The sequence below is a fragment of the Ruegeria sp. CG11 genome (assembly GCF_056537245.1).
In genome coordinates this window covers 690,929-712,916 of the sequence record NZ_JBQFRE010000001.1, presented here as the reverse complement: position 1 = coordinate 712,916, position 21,988 = coordinate 690,929, and the positions used below count along the sequence as shown (strand labels likewise).

Below are 21,988 nucleotides of genomic sequence, written 5' to 3'. Positions count from 1 at the left end.
GTCGTTAACGACTTCGCCAAGCCTGGGTACGTCTAAGTATTCCCCTGGACGCAATAAGGTGAATGATCCGGGCGGCGGCATTTGTATAGAAAATCATCATTCCCATCGCCGCAGCCGGTGCGATATCTCCGGCATCATCCATGTTCAGCACCGCGATAGAGGCGAGTGTTGTTTTAGGGGAGTACAGGAACACCACGGCCGATACGGTCGTCATCGCGTTGACGAACAGGTAGATGGAAATATCCAGAACCGCCGGCAGGCAGACAGGAACCGTAACCCGCGCAAACAGTTTCATCGTCGGCTGTTTGAGCGACGCTGATACCGACTCGAATTCGCGATCCATCTGCTTGAGAGCCGTAACTGCCGTCAGGTGCGATACAGTGTAAAAGTGCGTCACGGTACAGATCACCAAGATCGCCATTGTGCCGTAGATGCCGTTCAGCGGGTTAGAGGGGTTGTTGAAGAAAAAGATGTAGGACAGCCCCAGCACCATGCCCGGAATGGCCATCGGCAACATCGCGAACATCTGGAAGATCGATCGGCCGGTGCGGAATCCTTTTGATTTCTCAACCAGATAGGCCCCGAAGAAAACAACAGAGGTGCCGATCACAGCGGTCAGCAGAGCCAGCCGGATCGAGTTGAAATACGACCCCCAACCGCCGCCATCCATTTTGTCGAACTGATAGTTCTTCAGGCTCAGGCTCAGATCATAGGGCCAGAACTTGATCAAGGCCGCGAACTGGCACACGGCCAGAAGGCCGACAATGAACAGGCCGATCAGGCTGCAATAGGCCAGAAACAGGCGATCCGCCTTTGGGTTCGGGGTCGCCTGATAAGGCACCGACCGCGCCGACAGCAGCGCCACCTGTTTGGACTGGACCATACGGTCGATGGCAAAGGCCAGAATGGCCGGGATCACCAGAACCACGGACACAACGGCACCCATCTCAAAATTCTGCTGTCCAATCACCTGTTTGTAGATATCCACTGCCAGCACGTTGAATTGCCCACCGATGACCTTTGGCAGGCCGAAATCGGTGATGACCAGATTGAACACAACAAACGCAGCAGAAATCAGGCCATACCGGGCCCCCGGAACGGTGACCGTCCAGAACGTGCGCCACGGGGTCGAGCGCAGGCTTGCGGCGGCCTCGTAAAGTCGCGCATCCGAAATCGCGAGTGCTGTTGAGATGATCAGGAAAGCGTGCGGGAAGGTGAAGAAAACCGATCCGATCACGATGCCAATTGGGCCATAGATACTGGCTCCAAACAACAGCTCTTTAAGCATACCCTGATTGCCGAACAGGTATACTAGGGCAATGCCCGGCAACAGCGAGGGAACTAGAATGGGTGCCATTGCGATCAGACGAAAGACACCCTTGAACCGCATACAGCTGCGATTGAGAGCATAGGCGAACCAGAAGGCCAGAGTTACCGTCACAATGGTGCTGACAACAGAGATCCAAAGCGAGTTTTTGATCGAGTTGAACAGCGCGGGCGTCGAGAAGTAGTTTACGAAATTGCCGAGGCCCCGCGATTGAACGGGCCGCAGCTGAACCCGCCGGAAGGTGTTGGAATCAAGCTCGACCCATTCGGTTCCTTGGTGCAACGTCGACCCGACCAGAAACCGCCCGGTATCCGTCGTATTCCTGATCTGGTACATGGCCGGGCTGCGGAAACTGAAATCCGGGAACAAGCCCGTCACAGGCAAGCGCCCGTCCGAGCCCGTGACAAGATCGGTATCCGTAAACACCTCGGTCTGCCGATTCAACGCATCGCCCGTCAGAACAGTTCCGTCAAAAATGCCAGCGTCGTCACTGACCTGAAACTCGTACTGTGACAATTCCATCCGGTAAGTGGAAAACGACTTGGACAGCATCGTGTAAAGCGGAAGCGCTAGCGTCACGATCAGATAGAGCACGATGACCATCATGCTCCCGCGCATCAGGATGTCGTCCCGGCTGAGCTTGGGTTTTATGTCCGGGCCAGGAGGCAGGGTGCCGCTGTTGGTGGAAATCGTGCTCATGCCTCGGTCTCCGGAAGGTCAAAGGCCATCAGGCGGTCCTCGGGAAGCTCGATCATCATCGTCCGCCCTTCTTCCAGTTCAAGGCGGCGTACGGCGTTGACGGAGAAATCTGCAATCAGCTCCGAAGACCCGAAGCGCTTGTTGCTTAACCGGCAGCGCCAGAACGAACCAAGGAACTCCATCTCGGTGATCAGCACTTCGAACGCGTTTTCCGGGGTTGTTATCGTGTCTGGCGCACCCGGAGACTGCGCACCTTCGCCATGAGGGATGACGTCATCGGGTCGGACGGCTGCAACGACGCGGCTTCCTTTCTGATGAGAATGTCGCGCACATTTCAGAACCGACCCCCCCAGTTCCAGCGTCTGAGGGTCGCCTGCATTGGCTGGCAGCTGGTTCATCTCGCCGATGAAATCGGCAACAAACAGGTTCCTTGGGTGACGATAAATCTCGGTAGGCGATCCCACCTGTTCGATCACGCCATGGTTCATGACCACGATCCGGTCCGCCATAGCTAGGGCTTCTTCCTGATCATGCGTAACCATCACGGTTGTCACACCAAGTTTGCGCTGTAACTCTTTGATTTCGTGTCTCAAGTGGACGCGAACCTTGGCGTCCAGCGCCGACAGCGGCTCGTCCAGCAGCAACAGTCCGGGCTTGGTTGCAATGGCCCGGGCAAGGGCTATCCTCTGCTGCTGCCCGCCCGACAACTGTGCCGGATATTTCTTGCCCTGATCGGGCAGCCCGACCAGATGCAGCAACTCGTTTACGCGGACAGCAATTTCAGATTTGCTGCGGCCCGAGTTTTCCAGACCAAAGGCGATGTTCTTTTCTATCGTGAGGTTCGGAAACAGCGCATAGGACTGAAACACGATCCCGAAATCACGTTCTGAGGGGGGCAGGTTGGACACGTCCTTGCCGTCCTGCATGACCGTCCCCTTGGTCTGTAAATCCAGACCTGCGATGGCTCGTAGCAGGGTTGTTTTCCCGCACCCTGACGGGCCCAGAAAGCAAACGAACTCGCCTTCGTTGATTTCCAGCGAAATATCCTTGAGTGCAAGAAAGCTGCCGAACGCTTTCCACAAGTTTTGGATGCTGAGATACAGTTCACCGGGTGGTGTTTTCTGAAGCACGGGAGAAGTCCTCACATCTGCACCTCGGGCACGGCTGATCCGTACCGGGCAAAGCCTGGTGCGCAGGTCACGGGTTTTGGAAGAAAAGGGTAGCGCGCAGGAGAGGCAAAAGAGCCCCTCCTGCCAACGTGTTTATTTCGCTTCCGACTTTCCGTCATAGCGAGATTGCCATTCCTTCAGGATCGCCGCCCGATTGTTCGCGGCAAACTCAAAATCATTGTCAATCATTGCATCCAGAAGGCCCTCTGGGAAGTGCTCGACCGGTTTTGCGATGCCCGGATAGGCCACAACCGCATAGCCGGTGTTGTACATCTCGTTGGCTTCTTTTGTGACCGAGAAATCAACCAGTTTCTGCGCGGCTTCCAGATTGGCAGTGCCTGCGACAATTGCGGTTGCCTCCATGTCCCAGCCTACGCCTTCGGACGGGACGATGATCTCAAGAGGTGCGCCATCGGCCTTGGACTTTGCACCGCGGAAGGCAAACGAGATACCGATTGGAATTTCGCCCGCAGCGGCCAGTTTACAGGGTTTGGAGCCAGAGTGGGTATAGCGCGCAATGTTCTCGTGCAGCGCGTCCATGTATTCCCAGCCGCCTTCTTCACCAAACATTTGCAGCCAGCTTGAAACGTCCAGAAATCCGGTGCCGGACGAGTTCGGGTTCGGCATGATCACCTGATCCTTGTACATCGGATCGGTGAGGTCCTTCCAGGATGTCGGCGGCGTCAGTCCGGCCTTTTCGGCCTCGACCGTGTTGTAACAGACCGACGCAACCCAAGCGTCCATACCCACCCAGGCCGGAGGGTTGTCGCCATCGACAAATTTCACGTCCAATTCTTCGACCCCGACAGGCGCATAAGGCTCCAGCATGCCTTCCGATTTCAGCAGCAGCAAAGACGTAGCGGCCAACCCCCAAACCACGTCAGCCTGTGGATTGTCCCTTTCCGCCAGCAATTTGGCAGTGATGATCCCGGTCGAGTCGCGAACCCAGTTGATTTTGATATCAGGATTACTCTGGTTGAACGTCTCGGCGTATCGGGCAAGGTCTTCAGCTTCGACGGCGGTGTACACTGTCAATTCTGTTTCCGATGCCGCAACCGTCGCGGTCAGTGCGCCGACGGCCAGAGCGGTAAAAAATGATGTTGTGTGTTTCATTGTTATCCTCTGTTGGTGGCTTTTGTCGGGTTCGCTATTCTAAAGCAGCGTTCAAATTCCCTATTGCGTATCGGCAGTTTGACAGATTCAAACCTCAATAAAAATCGATTATACCTTCGATGTTATAGGTCAGGCTTATGGATTTTGCTGTTTGCAAGGTCTTGTAAGAAGAACTTGTACTGAGGCGGGAGGGCGACAATTCATAGCCATGGCATGTGAATAAGCGATCGCCATCAAGTGTTTCAGAGCCTGTCCCGGGATCATTCGTCTGGCCGTGCCATTGGGCCTTCGGCTTCCTCTGTCGCTTCGAAACGTGGAAGATTTTCTGCGTAAGCTTTGGATTGAAGTAAGCCATGAAACTGATTGCTATTGGCGGAATTCTTCTGGTTCAAACGTTTCCATCGGAATTCCGCAGCAATTTCTGCGCAGCGTTGGGCGCGGTGATGGCCGAGGCTACTCTGGTCGCGGTTTTGGCGTAAAAACACGCCAAAGCCCCGGTACTTCTTTCATTTCTTTGCCGATATTTGTGCCTTCCAAGCGTGTACTTGATTTGATGTCGCGGTATGTCACTATGGCAGTCGCAATGCCTACAACGCGCGACAACACCAAATTGCTTTACGACACAGAAGATGCCGACTGTGCAGCAATCATCGAGTCTCTGTCGGAAAAGAACGCGACCTATCTCAGACGGCGAAGACTCCTTGAAGGTCCTGACGCACATGCAAAAGACTTGGTGATCGAATGCGGGGAAACTATCAAACAAGCCAGCTGTCAGGCGCTGTTGGAACGGTTTATCGCGCAGGTTTCGGATAACGCGACAGAGTATGAGATATTGACATTATTGGCTGCCGGGTGGCTCGCTCTTCAAGAGGAGCGATGGCAGGCAACCGAAGCGCTTGGGCGCGAGGTCGTCAGCCGTGATCACCATGATCTCATGGCGCAACGGCTTATAGATGCCGCGCGCGAAACGTCGAAGGATCTTGAAACCGAAACCGACCGCTGGCTGCGGACGCGGACGTGTGGCGCACCGTTTCGGGAAATGGAGACGCGGGTTAACGGTGAGGTTCATTTTTGCTGCTCGGCTTGGCAGCCGGTTCCAATTGGGCGTCTTGAAACGGCGGACGAGGGTGGGTTCTGGAACTCTGACCGGGCCCGCGAAATCAGACGGTCCGTCCGTGACGGCGACTTTTCGCATTGCAGCCGTTGGCATTGTCCGCAGATCGCAGGTCGCAGGCTTCCGGCCCGCACCGTGGAAACGCAAAGCCTGAAACTGGAGTTGGAAGAAGGTCCCGACCGGGTCATCCTGTCTCATGACCGGTCCTGCAACATCTCTTGCCCCAGTTGCCGAACACAACTGATCAACCTGCCGCACAAAGAAACGGAACGTTTGAACCAGGTGTTTGAAGACCACCTGCTGCCGCTGGTCAGCAAGGCCACGAAAATCAAGGTGACCGGATCGGGGGATCCGTTTGGCAGCAGGCACTTCCGTCATCTTCTCGGGCGGTTGACGCAGTCAGGTCCGCCCGGGCGACGAATTCAGCTTCATACCAACGGGTTGCTGGCCAATGAAAGGGCCTGGAATGATCTCGGACTATGGGACAAGGTTTCGTCGGTCTGGGTATCGATCGACGCGGCACAGGCCGATACTTACAGCGTGCTCCGCCGCGGTGGCGATTTCACCGCGTTAAGGAAAAACCTGCGCTTCCTGGGCGACCTGAATGCGCGCGGAGACATTGATACACTCCGATTGGACTTTGTCGTGCAGGCCGCGAATTTCAGGGAAATGCCCGGCTTCGTGGATCTTGCCAATGAAATGAATGCTGATGGTGTCTATTTCCTGAGGTTGCGCAATTGGGGGCATGTCACACCGCAGGAGTTCAAAAGTCTGGATGTCTGTTCCTCGGACCATTCCGAACACAAAGACCTGCTTGAGGTGTTGGCCGACCCGCGTATGGCTTGGAGCGGTGTGGACCTTGGCAGCCTAAACTCGATCTGATTGGCTGTACTGGCGCGGGATCACAGCTCCTTTCGGATCAGGATGTCGGCCAGACAGGAGCAGAAGTCATTCGTGCAGCGGATCGGTTCGCGGGGCAGGTCAATGTCTTCGCCCAGATAGCCGATTACCCCTCCGACGCCGCAGACACCCCTATAGACCTCGCCATTCCCTCTGACCCGCAGGGATTCAAGGCCGACATTGCAGTTGTATCCACGCCAGCGGTTCAGGCCCCTGATGATGAATTGATTAGGAGGCAGCGTCTCGCTCTGCCCGGACAGTGTGGTCGCGCGCATCAAAGAGCGCGGCTTTTCACCAACCGGAGCGTGTTTCGAGGGCAAGCCTTTCGAAAGCACTTGCAACTGGTCTTCGGTGTAGTCGTACAGCTTTGCCCCGAACTCTTGCCGCAGCGGCTTTAACGAGATCGAGGCTGCGGGCAGAGCCGCGCGCAACTCTTGGGCATCATCAAATGTCTGATCAAAGCGGTCCGGGTGCATCGTGACATTGATATGAACGCTGATGCGGTCTTCCATCATCTTTGCCACGCGGATGAAATGGTTCAGTTCTGCGAACTCGGAGTGATAGGTCAGGATGACGCTGTTCAGACACCCGCTTATCTTTTCCCAGAACCGGGGCGTCCGCGATGCGTTGCTGATCAGGCTGACTTTGAAATCAATCTCTGACGCCTGACGCAACAGATCGATGATCCGGGGATGCATCGTGGGTTCGCCACCCGTGAACTGAAGCCAGACTATCTTGTCCCGCTCGTCCACATAGTGACGTTTCATCTGGTGATATAAATGCAGAACGTCCTTGGTCTTCTGCCACCTGACCGAGCCGTCATGCAAAGACTTGGGGCAATAGCTGCACGCATAGCTGCAGGCGTTCCCCAGCATCCAGTCCACCACGACCACTTTGGCATGAACGGGATTGGAGTGATCGATCAGAGTAAATGCGTCCAGTTCGTTTTGAATATCTTCCATTTAAAACCCATGAGTTTTGCATACAGGTTACCCAAACAGCCGCCGAATACTCGGCAACAGCGTTCTCGTGGCGCGTAGCAATCACCACAACCTAGCTTGAAATTGGCGATGGGACAAAAAATATGGCTGGAAACGTTGTCCGGTGGGACAAGGCTCAGTGATCCTATCCTTGACTGGAAGTGTTCGCGTTCTTCCTGTTGGCACCGGCTGACTTGTCAGAGAGGGGTCAATTTTTTATACTCTAAGCCATATTTTTTTACGTTTTTGACGCGCCGACATGTGTTCGGTTTGACCGGACTACAACAGCTTGGAGCTTATTTCAGCGGCCAGTCGGGGGTAATTCATGACGAAGGCGAGCGGCCAAAGGACACGACCAGAAGTTGCCAAGAAAGGCGTTGCTCAGGCGTCGGGTATCTATGATTTCGTTCAATCCCCTGAATGGCAGAAGGTGCTTGAAAAAGCTCGGATAGAGCGGGAGAGCATCCGCGCCGCGCGCGAGCAGAAAGGTGAAAAGACCGAGGCGCCCGAAACAGCCGGTCGCGGTGAAGGGCAATCAACCACAGGTGAGCCATCGCCGGTCGGGCAAAAGCCGTGGTCAGACCAGCTTGAAGAAGCCAGAAAGAAAAGAAATTCCGCAAACGCCGAAAAGACGGGTGAGTCGGAAGAGCCCGGACCCGGTGCGCCTGAAGGCGTCCGAAAAGTCGATTCTGGCGAAAAAGTCAGGGAAACTTTCAAGTCCTTGCGAAGCAAAACCAGTTCGACAGGTCCCGCTCAGACAGATGTGAGGCGGAATTTAAGATATTCCAATGAAGAGTTTGACTATCGCCTGTCCAAAACGCTTCAAAAACTGAAAGATCAGGAACGCACGCGCCGTAAAGTCAGATTGGGGTTACTTGCCCTTGGCTGCGTCATCGGTGCGATCGCTTCATCTTCGGTTTTTTTGGTCCTTTCCGGGCCAGACTCCCTTGAAACGGCGGGACCGGTGACCGCTGACAGCGAGATAACCTCTGCTTTACAGGGCGAGGGCGTTGTTCCATTGCAGCCAGATCTGCCAACGATCCCGCAAAGTGAAATTGTCATATCAACGGATGTGGTTGGCCCATCGTCAGGGCAAGCATTCTCAGATAGCAGTTCGGCTGAGGCGGAAGATCTGAACAGCCTTGCGTCGCTGATGCCTCCTGCCTCGGGTTTGACAGTGGCGGCAGAGCCCCCCGAGCCGGTAACAACAGATGCCGCCCCAAGCGTTCTGGCCTATGTTCCGGCGCTCGAACAGCCGTTTTTGCCGGTGGGTGGCCCCGGCTATTTGCCAACACGAGAGGCGAACCCGAGCTTCCTGCCGTATGAAATCGCACCGGAGTTCTTTGACCCCGCAATCGCTCTGGCGGCTGGCGCCGCAGTAGGAACCGATCCCTTAGGAATTGAGGCGGATGCCTTCACCCCCCCGGCGCGGTCACCTAAGTTTGCGGCTCATCCTGTTCTGTTCAGACAGCCTGCGCCTCTACCTCCCGCCGCAAAGCCCGCGTCATTGCGTGCACAGGTTCAGGCTGTTAGGCCCGATCTGCCCATACCGATAAGATCCATCGCAATCGTTTTGACGACTGTGGTTTTGGTGCCTTCGGTACCTATTGATGTCCCGGGTATTGATCCTGAGGCGTTGCAGCCTCCCACTTTGACACCGCGGTCTGAACCACCGGTCGCGGTAGAGCTTGTGGCGTTGCCTGGTGACGATGTCGAACCACCAGTAGCAAGTTCCGGCGTAGGGGGCGCGGCGTTCAGACTGTATGCACCCAACAAGCTGCCGCAGGATGCTGTGGACTCGGTTGTCGCCGAGCTGACAACGACCGGTCACGAGCTGAGTGGGGCGGCGCGGGTAGGGTTCCGGGTGTCGCAATCCAACGTTCGGTTCTATCACAGGCAGGATGCCGCCAAAGCCGCAGCCCTTGCGAAAGATGCCGGTGCCTTGCTGCGTGATTTCACCGGGGCAAAAACCAAAACTCCAAGCGGTGTGGTGGAGTTATATTTGGCCGGAGACGGCTTTAGCAGTGCTCCAGTCAAGCGGAAAGCCAAGCGAAGCAGCCGCAGCGCGACGGTAAACAACCCGATCAATCAACTCAGAAGTCAGGTTCTGAAAAAACTTCGGGCAACAACAAACTAAAGACGCTATTCTTGTTCTAGGGTGCGAAAGACTGAAGCAATGGAGAGTATGGTTAACAAGTATTGATAAGGTTTTTTAAATGACTGATAGCAGACTCGTCGGCATTGTAACTGCGCTACTTTTCCTAGCATCGACAGAGGGTGTGCGTGCCGAGATCACGTTGGAGCACCTGATCGCGATTGATCAGCTTTTATCAACCAATGACACAAGGGCGCTCCGGTCATATTTAGAGAGAAACCCGGAGTTACTGAGGGGCGAAGACGAATTATCTCGGGAACTGCGTGACTTTTATGACGCCGCGTCTGCGGGCAGTTTGGACTTCGGCTATCCCGCCAATACGCCTGCCAATCCGTTTGATGCCCCGACCGCGACAACCTCACGCGCAAGTTCACAGCTGCACTAGGCCCATGCCCGTGTTCGACACCATTAGTTGCCCCTCCCGCCCGAAGATCGCCTACATTATTGAACCTCGATTTTCTGGCGGTACGTCAGCGGCTGTCGCGGCCGAGCTTCGTGTCGCCGTGGAGTTCGGAGAGCTTGAGGTTCACGCAGTAACCTCAAGGACGTTTGGCGAGGACCAATATATTGCACCGGTGCTACGGCGTGTGCTGGATGAATTGCGCATTCCTCTGGTTTGGGATGCGCCGCGTGTCAGTGCGGATTTCGTGATCTTGCACAATCCGGCATTTTTAAAGTTTCAGGATGCATTGAACACAAGGATTTTTGCACGCGAGTTGATCGTGGTAACACATGAGAACTTTCTGCGTCCGGGTGGAGAAGAGGGGTTCGACGTTCCATCCTGCCTGAACCAGATTGAGTCATCGGCGCTCTCGCTCAGGAAATCGCTTGCACCGATTTCGCCGTATAACCGGAAAACCGTAACCGATTGGTTGGCCGCGTCCCGTGTGGCCCGGCACTGGGAGGTTCTGGGTGCCGACTGGTTCAACATCTGCGAGACCGAGATAGAAGCCCCTTGCGACGTGCCCGCGGACCGCCGCGGCAGGCATTCGCGGCCCGGTTTCGAGAAGTTCCCGGCTCTTGCCGATCTCGACAGTTGTTTTCCCGAACATGCGCAGAGCAACGTGATCCTGGGTGCAGACGCCTTGCTGGATGCGCGTGTTCTGCGGCCGCATTGGACCTTGCTTCCTTTCAACGCCATTCGCGTGGACGAGTTTTTTGAGATGATTGACTTTTTCGTCTATTTCACGGCGCCAACCTGGCAAGAGAGTTTCGGCCGCGTCATTGCCGAAGCTCTGGCTGCGGGTAAAGTGGTCCTGACCAATTCCGACATAGGAGTGACGTTCGGAGACGCAGTGCTCAGCTGCCGTCCAATGGACGTAGACGCGATTATTTCCGACCTAATCGCGCACCCACGCCGGTACCACGAACAGGTTTCCAGGTCACAAGCGGCGCTGGCGCGCTATTCCGCGGAAAATTTCAGGGCGAGGCTGTCGAATGTCATTTCCGCTGACAGCGGGGTATCGGAATGATTTTTATTGAGGCCGGTTCGCGCTCCTTACGATCCTTCGACGCGCAATTGATCTTTGCCGAGCAACTTGCCGCGCGCGGGTTCACCGCCTGCATAGATGCCGAGTATCTGCCGGAAGTTGCAGGGCGCGGCAGAGTATACGAGGCGGCCAGATTTCTTGTCGACCCGGCAGAGCATGAGGCAGAGGCCATATTCGTGCTTGGCGCCGAGGATATCGATGATCTGCTTCTCGCATCCCTTCGACAAAAGCAGATTGGCCCGGACGTGCCGGTAATCGCGACAGGCCGGTTCCTGAGCCAGCAAAGTTACATCGGTGCAAAGGCGCGTCTGGCCTATGCGCTTGGGCGCGAAGCTACGGTGATCGACCTGACGGATTTTCAGCCCCGTTCGGTGTTGCCTTCGGCGGTCAGCCCTCTGGTTGCCGAGGTTCGGACAAAGCCCCGACCTGCGCGTGAGATGCCGAATGTCACGGTCGTTTTAGGCTCAATGGAACTGGATAACCCCGAGACGCTGTCCTGCTTTTCCCGGATGAGCAACCGGGGCGGTTACAATCTGCGACTGGTCGTCAGCGGGGCACAGAACGAGGCTATTAATGCGTCGCCGTTTCATGATTTGCCGACCAACCTGTATACCGATCTCTCGTCGCTGACCCTGGTGAATTCGACGGACATTCTTGTGATGTTCGGCCACGGCATTGCCGGAGTACGTATCGCGGCGTTTGCAGTCGAATTGATCGCGGCCGGAGGTGTTGCGATTGATTGCACGGATGACGAAGCGTTGGTTTCGTCTGGCGCACCCGCATTGCTTGGCCCCAAGACACCGTTTTCGCTGGATGGGTATCTGACAGGCAAAATACTTGGCAACACCTCGCAAATTGCCGAACAGGCCAGAAAATCCCAGTGGCTTCATTCGGTGGACATTTCCCGGCTGGAAAGCGCCGCAGGACTTACGTCCAAGGCACGCGAACCTGTTCGCAGCACGCACAGAACGTTGTTCTTCCCAACCAATGGCGTGGGATTGGGCCATGCACAGCGATGTGCGGTGATCGCAAACGCTCTGCCAGATGACATGTCATCAATTTTTGCGGCCTTTCCCAGTTGTGTGCCGCTTATCCGCCGCGAAGGTATCGATTGCATTCCGCTGGTCTCGCGGATCGACATGACAGACAATCCCGACGGCAACGATATCCTGACTTACCGTCGACTGGGCGCCGCATTGCAGGAAAACGACAGCTTGGTCTTTGACGGTGGCCATGTCTTCGATTCCGTCTACCGAGTGATCCTCGAGCGCAATTTGTCCGCGGTTTGGGTTCGGCGAGGTCTGTGGCCGGATGGGCGGCCCCGACAAAAGATGCTTCGACGAGAGGGGGTGTTTGATCGAGTCATCGTGCCCTCGGAAGCCTTTGAAGAGCTGAACGACGCCTACAGCTATGGCGACCACGTTCACTATGTCGGCCCGATTTTTCGTCAAGTGGTTCAGTCCGAAGACGAACGCGACGGGCTCAGGGCCCGGCTGGCCGAGCGGTTCGGGCGCGAGTTCAAACAGTTGGTCGTCAGCATGTTGGGCGGCGGCGTGGCGTCGGATCGGTCAGCGCAGCTGCAGGCGATATCCGGGATGCTCGAGGATCGGACGGACTGTCTGCATCTTGTCGTGACATGGCCCGGCAGCAAGGTTCAGCCCGCCACGTTCGGTTGGTCGAATACCCGCGTGGTTCAGACATTCGAGGCCACATCCCTGTGTCTGGCGGCGGATCTGGTCATTTCGGCGGCGGGGTACAATTCCGTCCTTGAGATCCTTTACAACAAAATCCCCTCGATCCTGATCCCGCAATCGGCCCCCTATCTGGACAATCAAGAGCGGCGCGCCCGCGCTTTGGCCGACCGCGATCTCTGCGCGATCATCACCGAAAAAGACCTCATGAAACTGGAGCGGACCGTGTCTGACTGTCTGGATCACGATGAGGTGGAACTTTATCGATCTGCGTTGAACGCTATTGAATTACCCGAAGCGGGCGCGTCCAGGGCAGCTGAAATCATAGCAGAGGTCAGGCACGAAAAATGACAGACATCTCTTGGTTCGAAATTCTTGGCAGAACGTCACCCAAGCGCCCGGTTCAGCTGGATGCTTTGATCACCGACAACCAAAAGCCGAAAGCATATGGAAAAGTTGTGTTCCCCGAGGTGGAGCTGACACCGTCCATTGCCCTGTGGGAACACGACAAGGGCGGCCCCACTTATATTGGTATCCGGGTTCTGAAACCGCTTGAGTCTGCTTACAATGTTGCAAGACTTCTCGCCGCTGCTGCGCTGGAGCGAGAGGTCTTCCCGGTCATTCTAAGCCGCGTCGAGTACAGCGGGTTCGAGCAGTTTGGCTTTCGAGTCGAACGCGTTCCGGACGAACCGACGGCGGCGCTGGCGGCCGAAGCGGAAATCAGAAAGTTCTGGGATCTTGCGATCATCATAGACGGCGACGAAATCGGCCGTTGGTCGGACCAGAGCAACGGGGTTTAATACGGACTGCGGGTCTATCAGCGTCCCAGCATGGCTACTTCACGATCAAAAAACGTCAAAACAGTAGCCCCTGGATCGGTTGTACTGTGGTAGTGCTTTGGCCATGACAGGTTCCGAATCTTCTGACCCCGCAACAACTCCAAGAACGCGTGCCAAGGCGCGACATATTCTGGATAATTACTATATCGGACCGGCCCGGGACGCCTCGGTTCTGGAGATTTGGGGCTATACGGATCATATGACCTATGCTCCGGGTGATCGGCTGACATTGCGGGTGTCGACAACGGCGGAACACTGGGATCTTGAGATCGGCCGTGATGGCGCACGCTACGAGCCGCTGCATTCAGAAACGGGTATCACGGGAATGCATCAGGTCACCCCCGAGGATTGTTCTGTTAGGGGCTGCGGGTGGGAGGCCTCATACGAGTTCACGATCCCCGATGATTGGCGCGAAGGCGGATACCTGGTGACCTTGACTGCCGAATGCGACGGGGATCGGGTTGAGGAGCACCATTTGTTCCTGCTGCGCCGCGCGGACGACAAGCCACCTGCGCCTTATGTCCTTATCTGTGCCACGGGAACCTGGCTGGCCTATAATTGCTGGGGCGGGTCCAACCACTACGAAGGGATCACCGGCCCAGACCGCAACGCGTTTTCCCCGGTGGTTTCAACGCAGCGCCCTTGGACGCGGGGGTTCTGCAAACTTCCCGAAGGCGCACCGCGCGCGGTGCCTGATGCACCGCACCAACCGGGGACGATGGTGCGCTATCCGTATATGGAGTGGGCCTACGCCTATGGATACTCCAAGAAATATGCCTCGGCCGGATGGGCAAGTTATGAACGCCATTTTGCGGCCTGGGCCGAGGAACAGGGGTTCGTATTCGATTTCGCCACGCAACATGATCTGGAGGCCGATCCCGATTTGTTGAAACGCTACAAGTGCGCTGTCTTCGTGGGGCATGATGAATACTGGTCAGCAAACATGCGCGACGCGGTGGATCGGTACACCGCCGGGGGCGGTAGGGTTGCACGGTTCGGGGGCAATTTCCTGTGGCAAACCCGCATCGAGGATGAGGGGCGCACCCAAATCTGTTACAAGTACACGGCTGATCAGGACCCGCTTTTCGGCTCGGATCAAGAGCATCTGGTCACCACCGCGTGGGAGGTTGCTCCGGCAAACCGTCCAGGTGCGCAGACCTTTGGGGTCAACGGATTGAAAGGGGTCTATACCGGTCTAGGCCGCTGCGTCGGGCAGGGAAGCGGGGGTTTTTCGGTATATCGCCCCGACCATTGGGCGCTGGCGGGGACTCAGTTGGGCTATGGAGATCAGCTGGGGGCCGCGTCCCGCATCTTTGGATATGAAGTCGATGGGGTGGATTACCGGATGGAGGACGGTCTGCCCTTTGCTACCGGGGCGGATGGGGCCGACCCTGCGCTTGAGATCGTGGCGATCGGGCTGGCGACCAATATTGAACCCACACACGGTGTTTGGGGCGAGACCGCCTACATTGCGGACGCGGACGCGATATTCAAAGCCCGCGCCCTGTTCGGAGAGGTCACGCCCGAAACACTGGATCGCAGCAGCCGAGGAAACGGCGCGATCGTGCATTGGCAACGAGGAGAGGGCGAGGTCTTTACCGCAGGCACCTGCGAATGGGTGATGGGGCTGGCCCGGCGGGACTGGCAGGTTGAACAGGTCACACGCAACGTGCTGGTCAGGTTTGGTGGGGCGGGCAGGGCGCTTTAGGATTCACGCCTCAAGCAGGTCCAGTATTTGATTCAGTATCGCGCGGACTTGCGCTCCGATCTGCGGTGCCTCGGACGCTCGGGGGCCTGCGATATTCAGGACCGAGGCCGGGGTGGATTGCAGCCATACCCGTACCTGCCGCACGCAGGCCGCCGTTCCATCTCTGACATCGACAACCAGATGTGGCTTCCCGGCCTCTTCGGCGAAGACGACGGTTTGCTGCGTTCCAGGGCTTGCCGACCCATCAACAAAGATCAGTGTGGCATCGCTTGAAACCACGTTGCACCGGGTTCTTTCCACAACGTTCTCAGACTCTGTCTCGGTCAGGCCGGTGAAATGCGCCGGGATTAGGCCCGCCTCATTCGTGCGGCCCCTCGGAACCCAGCCGCCATAGGTCAGTCCGTTTTGCCGCGCGAATTCCAATGCCGTCATATCCACGCCGGTTTGCCCGCCTGAGACGATTTTCATAGCTGGTACCTTTCCTGAAAAGAGCTTAGCCAGCCAACGCCATCCCGGGAACCGTTGGAATTCAGGATTTGTGCCGCAGGGGTGATGCCCGAACCTCTGAACCGCCTGGTTGACCACAGGATGCCAAAGCCTGTGCCGTTGTCAGAGTGGTATCATGAGCACGCGGTTCTGATTGCCGTTGCATCGCCCAAGGAAACGCGGGCACATTGGCCAGAGAGGGCAGAGGCTGAACAACATATGGCAACACAATCCGAAGGTCGAGCGGTCTTTCTGACAGGCAGCTTGATGGGCCACGTCACCCGCATGTCGCTGACCACTAGCATTGGCCTGATGGCGATTTTCGCGGTGGATTTCGTCGACATGATATTCATTTCGATGCTGGGCAACGACGCCCTGGCCGCTGCGGTCGGTTATGCCGGGACGCTGTTGTTTTTCACCAACTCGATCAATGTCGGTCTTTCGATCGCCGCGGGCGCTTTGGTGGCACGGCAGCTGGGGGCCGGTCGACATGAGCAAGCGCGCCAATTCGGCACCAGCGTCGCGGTTCTGGGTGCTCTGGTCGGGTTGGTCGTCTCTGTGGCTGTGCTTTTCAACCTGACATTTTGCCTGTCCCTGCTGGGCGCCGACGGTGAGGTGCTGCGTCTGGCGGTACGCTATGTTTCGATCATCCTGCCGACCATGTGGGTGATGGCGGTTGCCATGACCGGTATGGCGGTGTTGCGTGCGTATGGGGATGCGCGACGCTCGATGCAGGCCACGATTTACGGCGGGGTGGCCAACGCGGTGCTGGACCCGATCCTGATCTTCGCCGTTGGGTTGGGGCTGGATGGGGCGGCCATTGCTTCGGTCATTGCACGGATCTGCATGTTAATTGCGGCGGTTAGACCGGCAGTGCGCGTGCATCGTGGTTTCGCCCGACCATCGCTGCGGCAGTTGGCGGCGGATGTTCGACCTGTCCGCGCGATTGCGTTACCGGCCGTTCTAACCAATATCGCTACGCCCATCGGCAACGCCATTGTCATTCGTGAAATCGCGCAGTTCGGAACGGAAGCTGTGGCCGGTATGGCGGTAATCGGGCGACTGATGCCGGTGGCGTTTTCGGTTGTGTTCGCCCTGTCCGGAGCCATCGGGCCAATCGTCGGGCAGAACTCCGGAGCAGCGCAGTATGACCGCGTGAAAGCGACCTTTCTGGCCGGTGTGAAATTCACGGCCGTGTATGTTTGCCTGATGGCAGCAACTCTGTTCGTACTGCGCGCGCCGATTGCCGATCTGTTTCAGGCGCAGGGGCAGACACGGGCGCTGATCTATCTGTTCTGTGGGCCGCTTGCTCTGGCCTCATTCTTCAACGGTGTGATCTTTGTCGCGAATGCCAGTTTCAACAATCTGGGCCACCCGGTGTATTCGACCTGGGTGAACTGGGGGCGGCACACGTTGGGCACCTGGCCCTTTGCTGTTGCCGGGGCCTATATCGCAGGCGCACCCGGCGTGCTGTTGGGGCAGGCATTGGGAGGGGTCATCTTCGCCGTGATCTGCTGGGTTCTTGTCCGACGGGTTGTTGCGAATCTAGCCGCGCCGCAGCCTGCCGACCCGTTTGCCGGGCAGAACCGGTTGCAGGCCTTGTTCGGGCGTCGCGGCTGGTAAGAGGGTCAGTTGCCCTGATTGCGCGCTTCCAACCGTTCGAGGTTGACCACTGTCGACAGCATCAGACGATCATGACTCCAATCCTCGGTCTGTTGGACCGACGCGGCGGCCAACCCAAGGACAAGCGCGAACAGGATCGACAGGCCGAGGAACATGAACGGCATTGACGATTGCATCGCGGGCGCATCCGCCAGCGCAATCACCCGTTGCCGCAGAACGCGTTTCGCCTTGCCACCGGTGACTAGAGCAACGTTCAGAACCCGCGGGCTGCCGCGCGTGACGGTACGGGCGCAATAGTCCAGCAAGCATTTGGTATAGTCGTGGGCATCGATGTTCTTGCGGGCCACGACCGACTGATCGCAGGCCAATTCGCGCAGGCGGTCGAACTGGTATTTCAGCACCAGGTAAGCGGGGTTCCAGAACAGCAGGGGTCGCAGAAGTTCGAACCCAAGCTCCCATTCAACATCCCCGGCGCGTACGTGCTGAAGCTCATGCGCAAGGGCAAAGCGCAGCTCACGCGGGGTATCCAGCAAGTGGCTGGGCAACACGACATGACGCCGGCGCAGACCCCGGACCGCGAAGGGGACGGAGATGCGGTCGGACAAGCGGATATCTACCTTCGCCGAACGGCGCCACAAAAAGCTGGTGTTGACCGTTTCGCGGATCGCCAGACCATCGCGGAGCACGCGCAGGGCATAGACCAGCGATGCAAGCGACATCATCACAAGGATCGCGGATACAATCGAATGGTCTCCGCTGAACAACACCGCAACCCAGCGTTGGCGCGTGTTCAGCAGTGCCTCGAACTGGGTGGCGGGCATGCCGATGTCGCCGCGCAGATAGGCGGCCACGGCGATGTCGCCAATGGCCACGGTGCCTTTGGCCTGGGTGAGTGTGGCGAGCGCAGATACGCCAAGCGCCAGCAATGGGCTGACAACGATACACAAGCAAAGCGCCTTGAGCGCCTGCAGCTGCGCCACAAATCCGTGGCTGAATGAGGTCCGGGACAGAAGCCCCCGGGCAACCAGCCAGAGAACAGCGGCCAAGCCAAGGACAAGATTCCATTCCAGATACGCGTCGAGAACCGGTTTAACCGCTGTCATTTTGCAGTCTCCTCTCTACCAGTGCCCGAATTTCCTCCAGATCGGCTTCGCTGAGGCCCGCATCGTCAACCAGACGTGCGACCAGCGTGGCAGGTGTGTCGTCGAACAGGGTCCGGGACAGGTTCTGCAGCGACCGTGCCTGATACCTGTCTTTTTCCAGAAGCGGCGTATAGATCAGCGTCTTTCCGTCCTTGTGACTTTCGACAAACCCCTTGTCGTCGAGAATCCGCAGGATGGTAGCGCCAGACGTATAGGCCAGGTTGCGTTCTGGTGGCAGGCGATCAAGCACGTCACGGACCGAGCCCCGACCCAGCGCCCAGAGCTCGTTCATGAACTCGAGTTCCACTTCGGTCAGCAGGTTTGTTGTTTTCTTTTTTCGCATCGGTCTTTCGTGTCGCATTTTTAGTATGCCTGACAGACAAGCATCCTTTCGCTGTTTCGCAAAGCTTAAACTTTCCAGAAGACGAAGATGCCCCAGCCGATGGACAGGAAAAGAGGCGTCCAGACGGGCTGACCGACCAACCCAAGCCAGGCTAGGAAGATGTAGGCTGACCCAAGTAGGGTGATGAACAGACGGTCGCCCAGTGTGGTCGTAAGGCCCAGCACGCCGCGCCGCTCAATCCCGTCGCGGTATTTGAAGCCTTCCAGCAAGCCGATCAGGGCAATGGCTGAGAATATTCCGACGAATACTGCTAGAGTGGCGGGGGTCCAGGCCATCCAGAAATCCGGCCACAGTGGATCGGTCCATGAGAAACCCTTTTCCTCTTGCTGACCAACACTGCCCCATCCGGACTGCGCCTGGGCAAAGGCCGTCGAAGGCAGGAAGGGGAGGGTGAGAAGAAGTTTACGCATATTGAACCTCACACACGTCCCATCGCGAAACCGCGCGCGATGTAGTTGCGGACAAACCAGATGACGATGGCGCCAGGGATGATGGTCAGGGTCCCGGCGGCAGCCAGCAGGCCCAATTCGTACCCCGCGCTGGAGGCAGTCCGGGTCATCACGGCGGCAATGGGTTTGGCCTCGACCGCTGTTAGGGTTTTCGCCAGAAGCATTTCCACCCATGAGAACATGAAGCAGAAGAAGGCCGCCACACCGACGCCTGCTTTGATGTTCGGCAGAAAGATTGTTACGAAGAAACGCGGGAAGGAATAGCCATCGACATAGGCCGTTTCGTCCAGCTCTTTCGGAATACCCCGCATGAACCCTTCCAAGATCCACACCGCCAGAGGCACGTTGAACAGGGTGTGGGCCAGCGCTACGGCCAGATAAGTGTCAAACAGATGGATCGACGAGTATAGCTGGAAGAACGGTAGCGCAAAGACCGCCGCCGGAGCCATCCGGTTGGTCAGCAGCCAGAAGAAAAGCTGCTTGTCGCCCAGAAAGCGATAGCGCGAGAACGCGTAGGCCGCGGGCAGCGCTACACAGACCGAAAGTACCGTGTTGATCGTTACGTAGATGATCGAGTTGATATAACCCCAATACCATGTCGGATCGGTAAAGATGGTGATGTAATTCTCCAGCGTAAAGGTCTGGGGAAACAGGGAAAAGCCCGACAGGATCTCGTTCGTGGTCTTGAAGGACATCGCTACCAGCCAATAGATCGGCAGCATCAGGAATGCGATATAGAGGATCGGGATAAGGGACCGCTTCTTCATTGCGCGTCATCCTTTGTCATCAGAGTGTAGAAGACCCAGCTGACCAGCAGCGTGATGGCGAAATAGATCAGGCTCATCGCAGCCGCAGGGCCAAGGTCGAACTGTCCCAGAGCGATCTTCACAAGGTCGATCGACAGCAGGGTGGTTGAGTTGCCAGGGCCGCCGCCGGTCAGAACGAAGGGCTCGGTATAGATGTTGAAGCTGTCCATGAAGCGCAGCAAAACGGCGATGGTCAGAACGGTTTTCATCTTGGGCAGTTGGATATAGCGGAACACCGACCAGGGGCTGGCTCCGTCAATCTTTGCGGCTTGGTAATAGGCGTCGGGGATCGACACGAGGCCCGCGTAGCAGAGCAAGACAACAAGCGACGTCCAATGCCAGACATCCATGACAATGACTGTGATCCAGGCCGACAGCGGCTGTTGAGTCATGTCATAGTTGATACCCAGAACGTCATTCAGGAAATAGCCCAGCAGACCGATCTTTGGCAGGGTGAATATGTTCCACATCGACCCAACCACGTTCCACGGGATCAGCATCGGCAGGGCCATCAGCACCAGACAGACCGGCACCCAGAACCCCTTGCGCGGCATGGACAGGGCCACGATGATGCCCAGTGGAACTTCGATCAGCAAGATTAGGAAAGTAAACAGGAATTGCCGTCCCAGAGCGGCCTGAAACCGGTCCGAGCGCAGGATTTGTTCGAACCAGCCCAGCCCTTCCCAGAAAAACTGGTTGTTGCCGAAGGTTTCCTGAACCGAGTAGTTGACCACCGTCATCATCGGCACCAGCGCGTTGAACGCGACTAGCGCCAGGACGGGCAGGACAAAGAACCACGCCTTTTGGTTTTCCGTTCTCATTGCGCCCGCTCCTCGGTTGCGATCCAGCCGTCGCGGTAGACGCGGGATTGTTCAGGTTTGAATTGCAGGAAGACCTGCGAGCCCGGCTCGGGGACACTGTGTTCCGTCACGGCCTTGAGGGCCGTGTTGCCGACCATTGCGCTGACCACATAGTGGCGGCCGATGTCCGACACCTTGGTGACATGCGCCGGGATGCCGGTGTCGCCAAAGCCCACATATTCCGGGCGGATACCCAGATCGGTGCGGCCTCCGTCTCCATGGGTGGGACCTTCCAGTATAACCTCGTGGCCTTCGAATACTGCCCGGTCGCCCTTGGCTTCGCAGGGCAGAACGTTCATTCCGGGTGAGCCGATGAAGTGGCCGACGAACGTATGTTGGGGCCGCTCGAACAGCTCGACGGGGGTGCCGATCTGCACCACTTCGCCTTCCTGCATCACCACGACCTCGTCAGCGAACGTCAGCGCCTCGGTTTGGTCGTGCGTCACATAGATCATCGTGGCTTTGACGCGCTGGTGCAGTTCTTTCAACTTCGACCGCAGTTTCCATTTTAAGTGTGGGTCGATCACGGTCAGCGGCTCATCGAACATCACTGCATTCACGTCGTCACGGACCAGTCCGCGCCCCATTGAGATCTTCTGCTTGTTGTCCGGGCTGAGGCCGCTGGCGCGGGTGTTCAGCATATCCGTGACGTCCAGCATCTCGGCAATCTCATCGACGCGGCGCTTGATCGTTGCTGCATCAACGCCCCGGTTTTTCAGCGGAAACGCCAGGTTTTCGCCCACGGTCATCGTGTCGTAGATCACCGGGAACTGGAACACTTGTGCGATGTTGCGTTGGTCCGGGGGCAGGGTGGTGACATCTTTGCCGTCGAACAAAATCTGCCCCTCTGACGGAGTCAGCAGGCCCGAGACGATATTGAGCAGCGTGGACTTGCCGCAGCCCGACGGGCCGAGCAGCGCATACGCCCCACCGTCGCGCCAGGTCACGTCGATTTCCTTCAGCGCATAATCATCGGGGCCTTTCGGCGTCGGCATATAGCTGTGTCGCAGATTTGAAAGCTTGATCTGTGCCAT

The 21,988-nt window shown here is 57.2% G+C and carries 20 protein-coding genes; 9 read left to right on the top strand and 11 right to left on the bottom strand.

All coding sequences use genetic code 11. The features are described 5' to 3' along the window. Positions 1 to 4: 4 nt before the first annotated feature. The 3 genes from ACR0KW_RS03535 to ACR0KW_RS03525 form a co-directional block, all read right to left on the bottom strand. A complete protein-coding gene (locus tag ACR0KW_RS03535) occupies positions 5 to 2,026 on the bottom strand; it encodes a putative 2-aminoethylphosphonate ABC transporter permease subunit (protein ID WP_480803759.1) in 2,022 nt (673 codons plus the stop codon). Next, a complete protein-coding gene (locus ACR0KW_RS03530; RefSeq protein ID WP_480803758.1) occupies positions 2,023 to 3,156 on the bottom strand; it encodes a putative 2-aminoethylphosphonate ABC transporter ATP-binding protein in 1,134 nt (377 codons plus the stop codon). Before ACR0KW_RS03530 ends, ACR0KW_RS03535 begins: the two co-directional genes overlap by 4 nt. A gap of 132 nt (positions 3,157 to 3,288) precedes the next feature. Further along, positions 3,289 to 4,308: a putative 2-aminoethylphosphonate ABC transporter substrate-binding protein gene (locus ACR0KW_RS03525; protein ID WP_480803757.1), complete on the bottom strand. Its 1,020-nt coding sequence runs from the start codon at positions 4,306 to 4,308 to the stop codon at positions 3,289 to 3,291. Between the two features lie 353 nt (positions 4,309 to 4,661). On the opposite strand from ACR0KW_RS03525, the gene ACR0KW_RS03520 reads away from it, so the two are divergent. Next, positions 4,662 to 4,787, top strand: a complete 126-nt coding sequence (locus tag ACR0KW_RS03520) for a hypothetical protein (RefSeq protein ID WP_480803756.1) — start codon at positions 4,662 to 4,664, stop codon at positions 4,785 to 4,787. Positions 4,788 to 4,891: 104 nt separating this feature from the next. Next, complete coding sequence (locus ACR0KW_RS03515; RefSeq protein WP_480803755.1) at positions 4,892 to 6,304, top strand: radical SAM/SPASM domain-containing protein; 1,413 nt, start codon at positions 4,892 to 4,894, stop codon at positions 6,302 to 6,304. Between the two features lie 20 nt (positions 6,305 to 6,324). On the opposite strand, the gene ACR0KW_RS03510 is transcribed toward ACR0KW_RS03515, so the two are convergent. Further along, positions 6,325 to 7,284 carry a radical SAM protein gene (locus ACR0KW_RS03510; protein ID WP_480803754.1) on the bottom strand — a complete coding sequence of 320 codons (960 nt, stop codon included), beginning with the start codon at positions 7,282 to 7,284 and terminating at the stop codon, positions 6,325 to 6,327. Between the two features lie 343 nt (positions 7,285 to 7,627). On the opposite strand from ACR0KW_RS03510, the gene ACR0KW_RS03505 reads away from it, so the two are divergent. The 6 genes from ACR0KW_RS03505 (at position 7,628) to ACR0KW_RS03480 (ending at position 15,185) form a co-directional block, all read left to right on the top strand. Continuing rightward, entirely contained in the window at positions 7,628 to 9,439 is a 1,812-nt protein-coding gene (locus ACR0KW_RS03505; protein ID WP_480803753.1) for a hypothetical protein, read from the top strand. A 79-nt stretch (positions 9,440 to 9,518) separates the two neighbouring features. Continuing rightward, complete coding sequence (locus ACR0KW_RS03500; protein ID WP_480803752.1) at positions 9,519 to 9,842, top strand: hypothetical protein; 324 nt, start codon at positions 9,519 to 9,521, stop codon at positions 9,840 to 9,842. Between the two features lie 10 nt (positions 9,843 to 9,852). After that, a complete protein-coding gene (locus ACR0KW_RS03495) occupies positions 9,853 to 10,929 on the top strand; it encodes a glycosyltransferase family protein (RefSeq protein ID WP_480803751.1) in 1,077 nt (358 codons plus the stop codon). Next, entirely contained in the window at positions 10,926 to 12,989 is a 2,064-nt protein-coding gene (locus ACR0KW_RS03490; RefSeq protein ID WP_480803750.1) for a glycosyltransferase, read from the top strand. The genes ACR0KW_RS03495 and ACR0KW_RS03490 overlap by 4 nt, the downstream gene beginning before the upstream one ends. After that, positions 12,986 to 13,438, top strand: a complete 453-nt coding sequence (locus ACR0KW_RS03485; protein WP_480803749.1) for a hypothetical protein — start codon at positions 12,986 to 12,988, stop codon at positions 13,436 to 13,438. The genes ACR0KW_RS03490 and ACR0KW_RS03485 overlap by 4 nt, the downstream gene beginning before the upstream one ends. Positions 13,439 to 13,541: 103 nt before the next feature. Then, on the top strand, positions 13,542 to 15,185 hold the full coding sequence (locus ACR0KW_RS03480; protein WP_480803748.1) for a N,N-dimethylformamidase beta subunit family domain-containing protein: 1,644 nt from the start codon (positions 13,542 to 13,544) through the stop codon (positions 15,183 to 15,185). Between the two features lie 3 nt (positions 15,186 to 15,188). Here the strand turns inward: ACR0KW_RS03480 and ACR0KW_RS03475 are convergent, their stop codons facing one another. Then, positions 15,189 to 15,653: a putative molybdenum carrier protein gene (locus tag ACR0KW_RS03475; protein WP_480803747.1), complete on the bottom strand. Its 465-nt coding sequence runs from the start codon at positions 15,651 to 15,653 to the stop codon at positions 15,189 to 15,191. A gap of 237 nt (positions 15,654 to 15,890) precedes the next feature. Here ACR0KW_RS03475 and ACR0KW_RS03470 point away from each other — a divergent pair, with 237 nt between their 5' ends. Further along, complete coding sequence (locus ACR0KW_RS03470; protein ID WP_480804190.1) at positions 15,891 to 17,294, top strand: MATE family efflux transporter; 1,404 nt, start codon at positions 15,891 to 15,893, stop codon at positions 17,292 to 17,294. 5 nt (positions 17,295 to 17,299) lie between these two features. On the opposite strand, the gene ACR0KW_RS03465 is transcribed toward ACR0KW_RS03470, so the two are convergent. From ACR0KW_RS03465 to ACR0KW_RS03440, 6 genes are all read right to left on the bottom strand, one after another. Further along, positions 17,300 to 18,397, bottom strand: coding sequence for a M56 family metallopeptidase (locus tag ACR0KW_RS03465; protein WP_480803746.1), 1,098 nt, complete (start codon positions 18,395 to 18,397; stop codon positions 17,300 to 17,302). Further along, the gene (locus tag ACR0KW_RS03460; protein WP_170324448.1) at positions 18,384 to 18,779 is read right to left on the bottom strand and encodes a BlaI/MecI/CopY family transcriptional regulator; all 396 of its coding nucleotides are present in this window, start codon (positions 18,777 to 18,779) and stop codon (positions 18,384 to 18,386) included. Before ACR0KW_RS03460 ends, ACR0KW_RS03465 begins: the two co-directional genes overlap by 14 nt. A gap of 65 nt (positions 18,780 to 18,844) precedes the next feature. Next, positions 18,845 to 19,249: a DUF2160 domain-containing protein gene (locus ACR0KW_RS03455; RefSeq protein WP_480803745.1), complete on the bottom strand. Its 405-nt coding sequence runs from the start codon at positions 19,247 to 19,249 to the stop codon at positions 18,845 to 18,847. Positions 19,250 to 19,257: 8 nt separating this feature from the next. Then, positions 19,258 to 20,055 carry a carbohydrate ABC transporter permease gene (locus tag ACR0KW_RS03450; protein WP_058280831.1) on the bottom strand — a complete coding sequence of 266 codons (798 nt, stop codon included), beginning with the start codon at positions 20,053 to 20,055 and terminating at the stop codon, positions 19,258 to 19,260. Further along, a complete protein-coding gene (locus tag ACR0KW_RS03445) occupies positions 20,052 to 20,915 on the bottom strand; it encodes a carbohydrate ABC transporter permease (protein WP_170392846.1) in 864 nt (287 codons plus the stop codon). The genes ACR0KW_RS03450 and ACR0KW_RS03445 overlap by 4 nt, the downstream gene beginning before the upstream one ends. After that, a complete protein-coding gene (locus ACR0KW_RS03440) occupies positions 20,912 to 21,988 on the bottom strand; it encodes an ABC transporter ATP-binding protein (RefSeq protein ID WP_480803744.1) in 1,077 nt (358 codons plus the stop codon). Before ACR0KW_RS03440 ends, ACR0KW_RS03445 begins: the two co-directional genes overlap by 4 nt.

What these genes read in the sequence shown, in the direction of transcription:
- ACR0KW_RS03490 (WP_480803750.1), top strand. Translation starts at nt 10,926, where the DNA reads ATGATTTTTATTGAGGCCGGTTCGCGCTCCTTACGATCCTTCGACGCG.
- ACR0KW_RS03525 (WP_480803757.1), bottom strand. Translation starts at nt 4,308, where the DNA reads ATGAAACACACAACATCATTTTTTACCGCTCTGGCCGTCGGCGCACTG.
- ACR0KW_RS03480 (WP_480803748.1), top strand. Translation starts at nt 13,542, where the DNA reads ATGACAGGTTCCGAATCTTCTGACCCCGCAACAACTCCAAGAACGCGT.
- ACR0KW_RS03465 (WP_480803746.1), bottom strand. Translation starts at nt 18,397, where the DNA reads ATGACAGCGGTTAAACCGGTTCTCGACGCGTATCTGGAATGGAATCTT.
- ACR0KW_RS03470 (WP_480804190.1), top strand. Translation starts at nt 15,891, where the DNA reads ATGGCAACACAATCCGAAGGTCGAGCGGTCTTTCTGACAGGCAGCTTG.
- ACR0KW_RS03475 (WP_480803747.1), bottom strand. Translation starts at nt 15,653, where the DNA reads ATGAAAATCGTCTCAGGCGGGCAAACCGGCGTGGATATGACGGCATTG.
- ACR0KW_RS03500 (WP_480803752.1), top strand. Translation starts at nt 9,519, where the DNA reads ATGACTGATAGCAGACTCGTCGGCATTGTAACTGCGCTACTTTTCCTA.
- ACR0KW_RS03455 (WP_480803745.1), bottom strand. Translation starts at nt 19,249, where the DNA reads ATGCGTAAACTTCTTCTCACCCTCCCCTTCCTGCCTTCGACGGCCTTT.
- ACR0KW_RS03505 (WP_480803753.1), top strand. Translation starts at nt 7,628, where the DNA reads ATGACGAAGGCGAGCGGCCAAAGGACACGACCAGAAGTTGCCAAGAAA.
- ACR0KW_RS03450 (WP_058280831.1), bottom strand. Translation starts at nt 20,055, where the DNA reads ATGAAGAAGCGGTCCCTTATCCCGATCCTCTATATCGCATTCCTGATG.
- ACR0KW_RS03515 (WP_480803755.1), top strand. Translation starts at nt 4,892, where the DNA reads ATGCCTACAACGCGCGACAACACCAAATTGCTTTACGACACAGAAGAT.
- ACR0KW_RS03520 (WP_480803756.1), top strand. Translation starts at nt 4,662, where the DNA reads ATGAAACTGATTGCTATTGGCGGAATTCTTCTGGTTCAAACGTTTCCA.
- ACR0KW_RS03535 (WP_480803759.1), bottom strand. Translation starts at nt 2,026, where the DNA reads ATGAGCACGATTTCCACCAACAGCGGCACCCTGCCTCCTGGCCCGGAC.
- ACR0KW_RS03460 (WP_170324448.1), bottom strand. Translation starts at nt 18,779, where the DNA reads ATGCGAAAAAAGAAAACAACAAACCTGCTGACCGAAGTGGAACTCGAG.
- ACR0KW_RS03440 (WP_480803744.1), bottom strand. Translation starts at nt 21,988, where the DNA reads ATGGCACAGATCAAGCTTTCAAATCTGCGACACAGCTATATGCCGACG.
- ACR0KW_RS03485 (WP_480803749.1), top strand. Translation starts at nt 12,986, where the DNA reads ATGACAGACATCTCTTGGTTCGAAATTCTTGGCAGAACGTCACCCAAG.
- ACR0KW_RS03510 (WP_480803754.1), bottom strand. Translation starts at nt 7,284, where the DNA reads ATGGAAGATATTCAAAACGAACTGGACGCATTTACTCTGATCGATCAC.
- ACR0KW_RS03445 (WP_170392846.1), bottom strand. Translation starts at nt 20,915, where the DNA reads ATGAGAACGGAAAACCAAAAGGCGTGGTTCTTTGTCCTGCCCGTCCTG.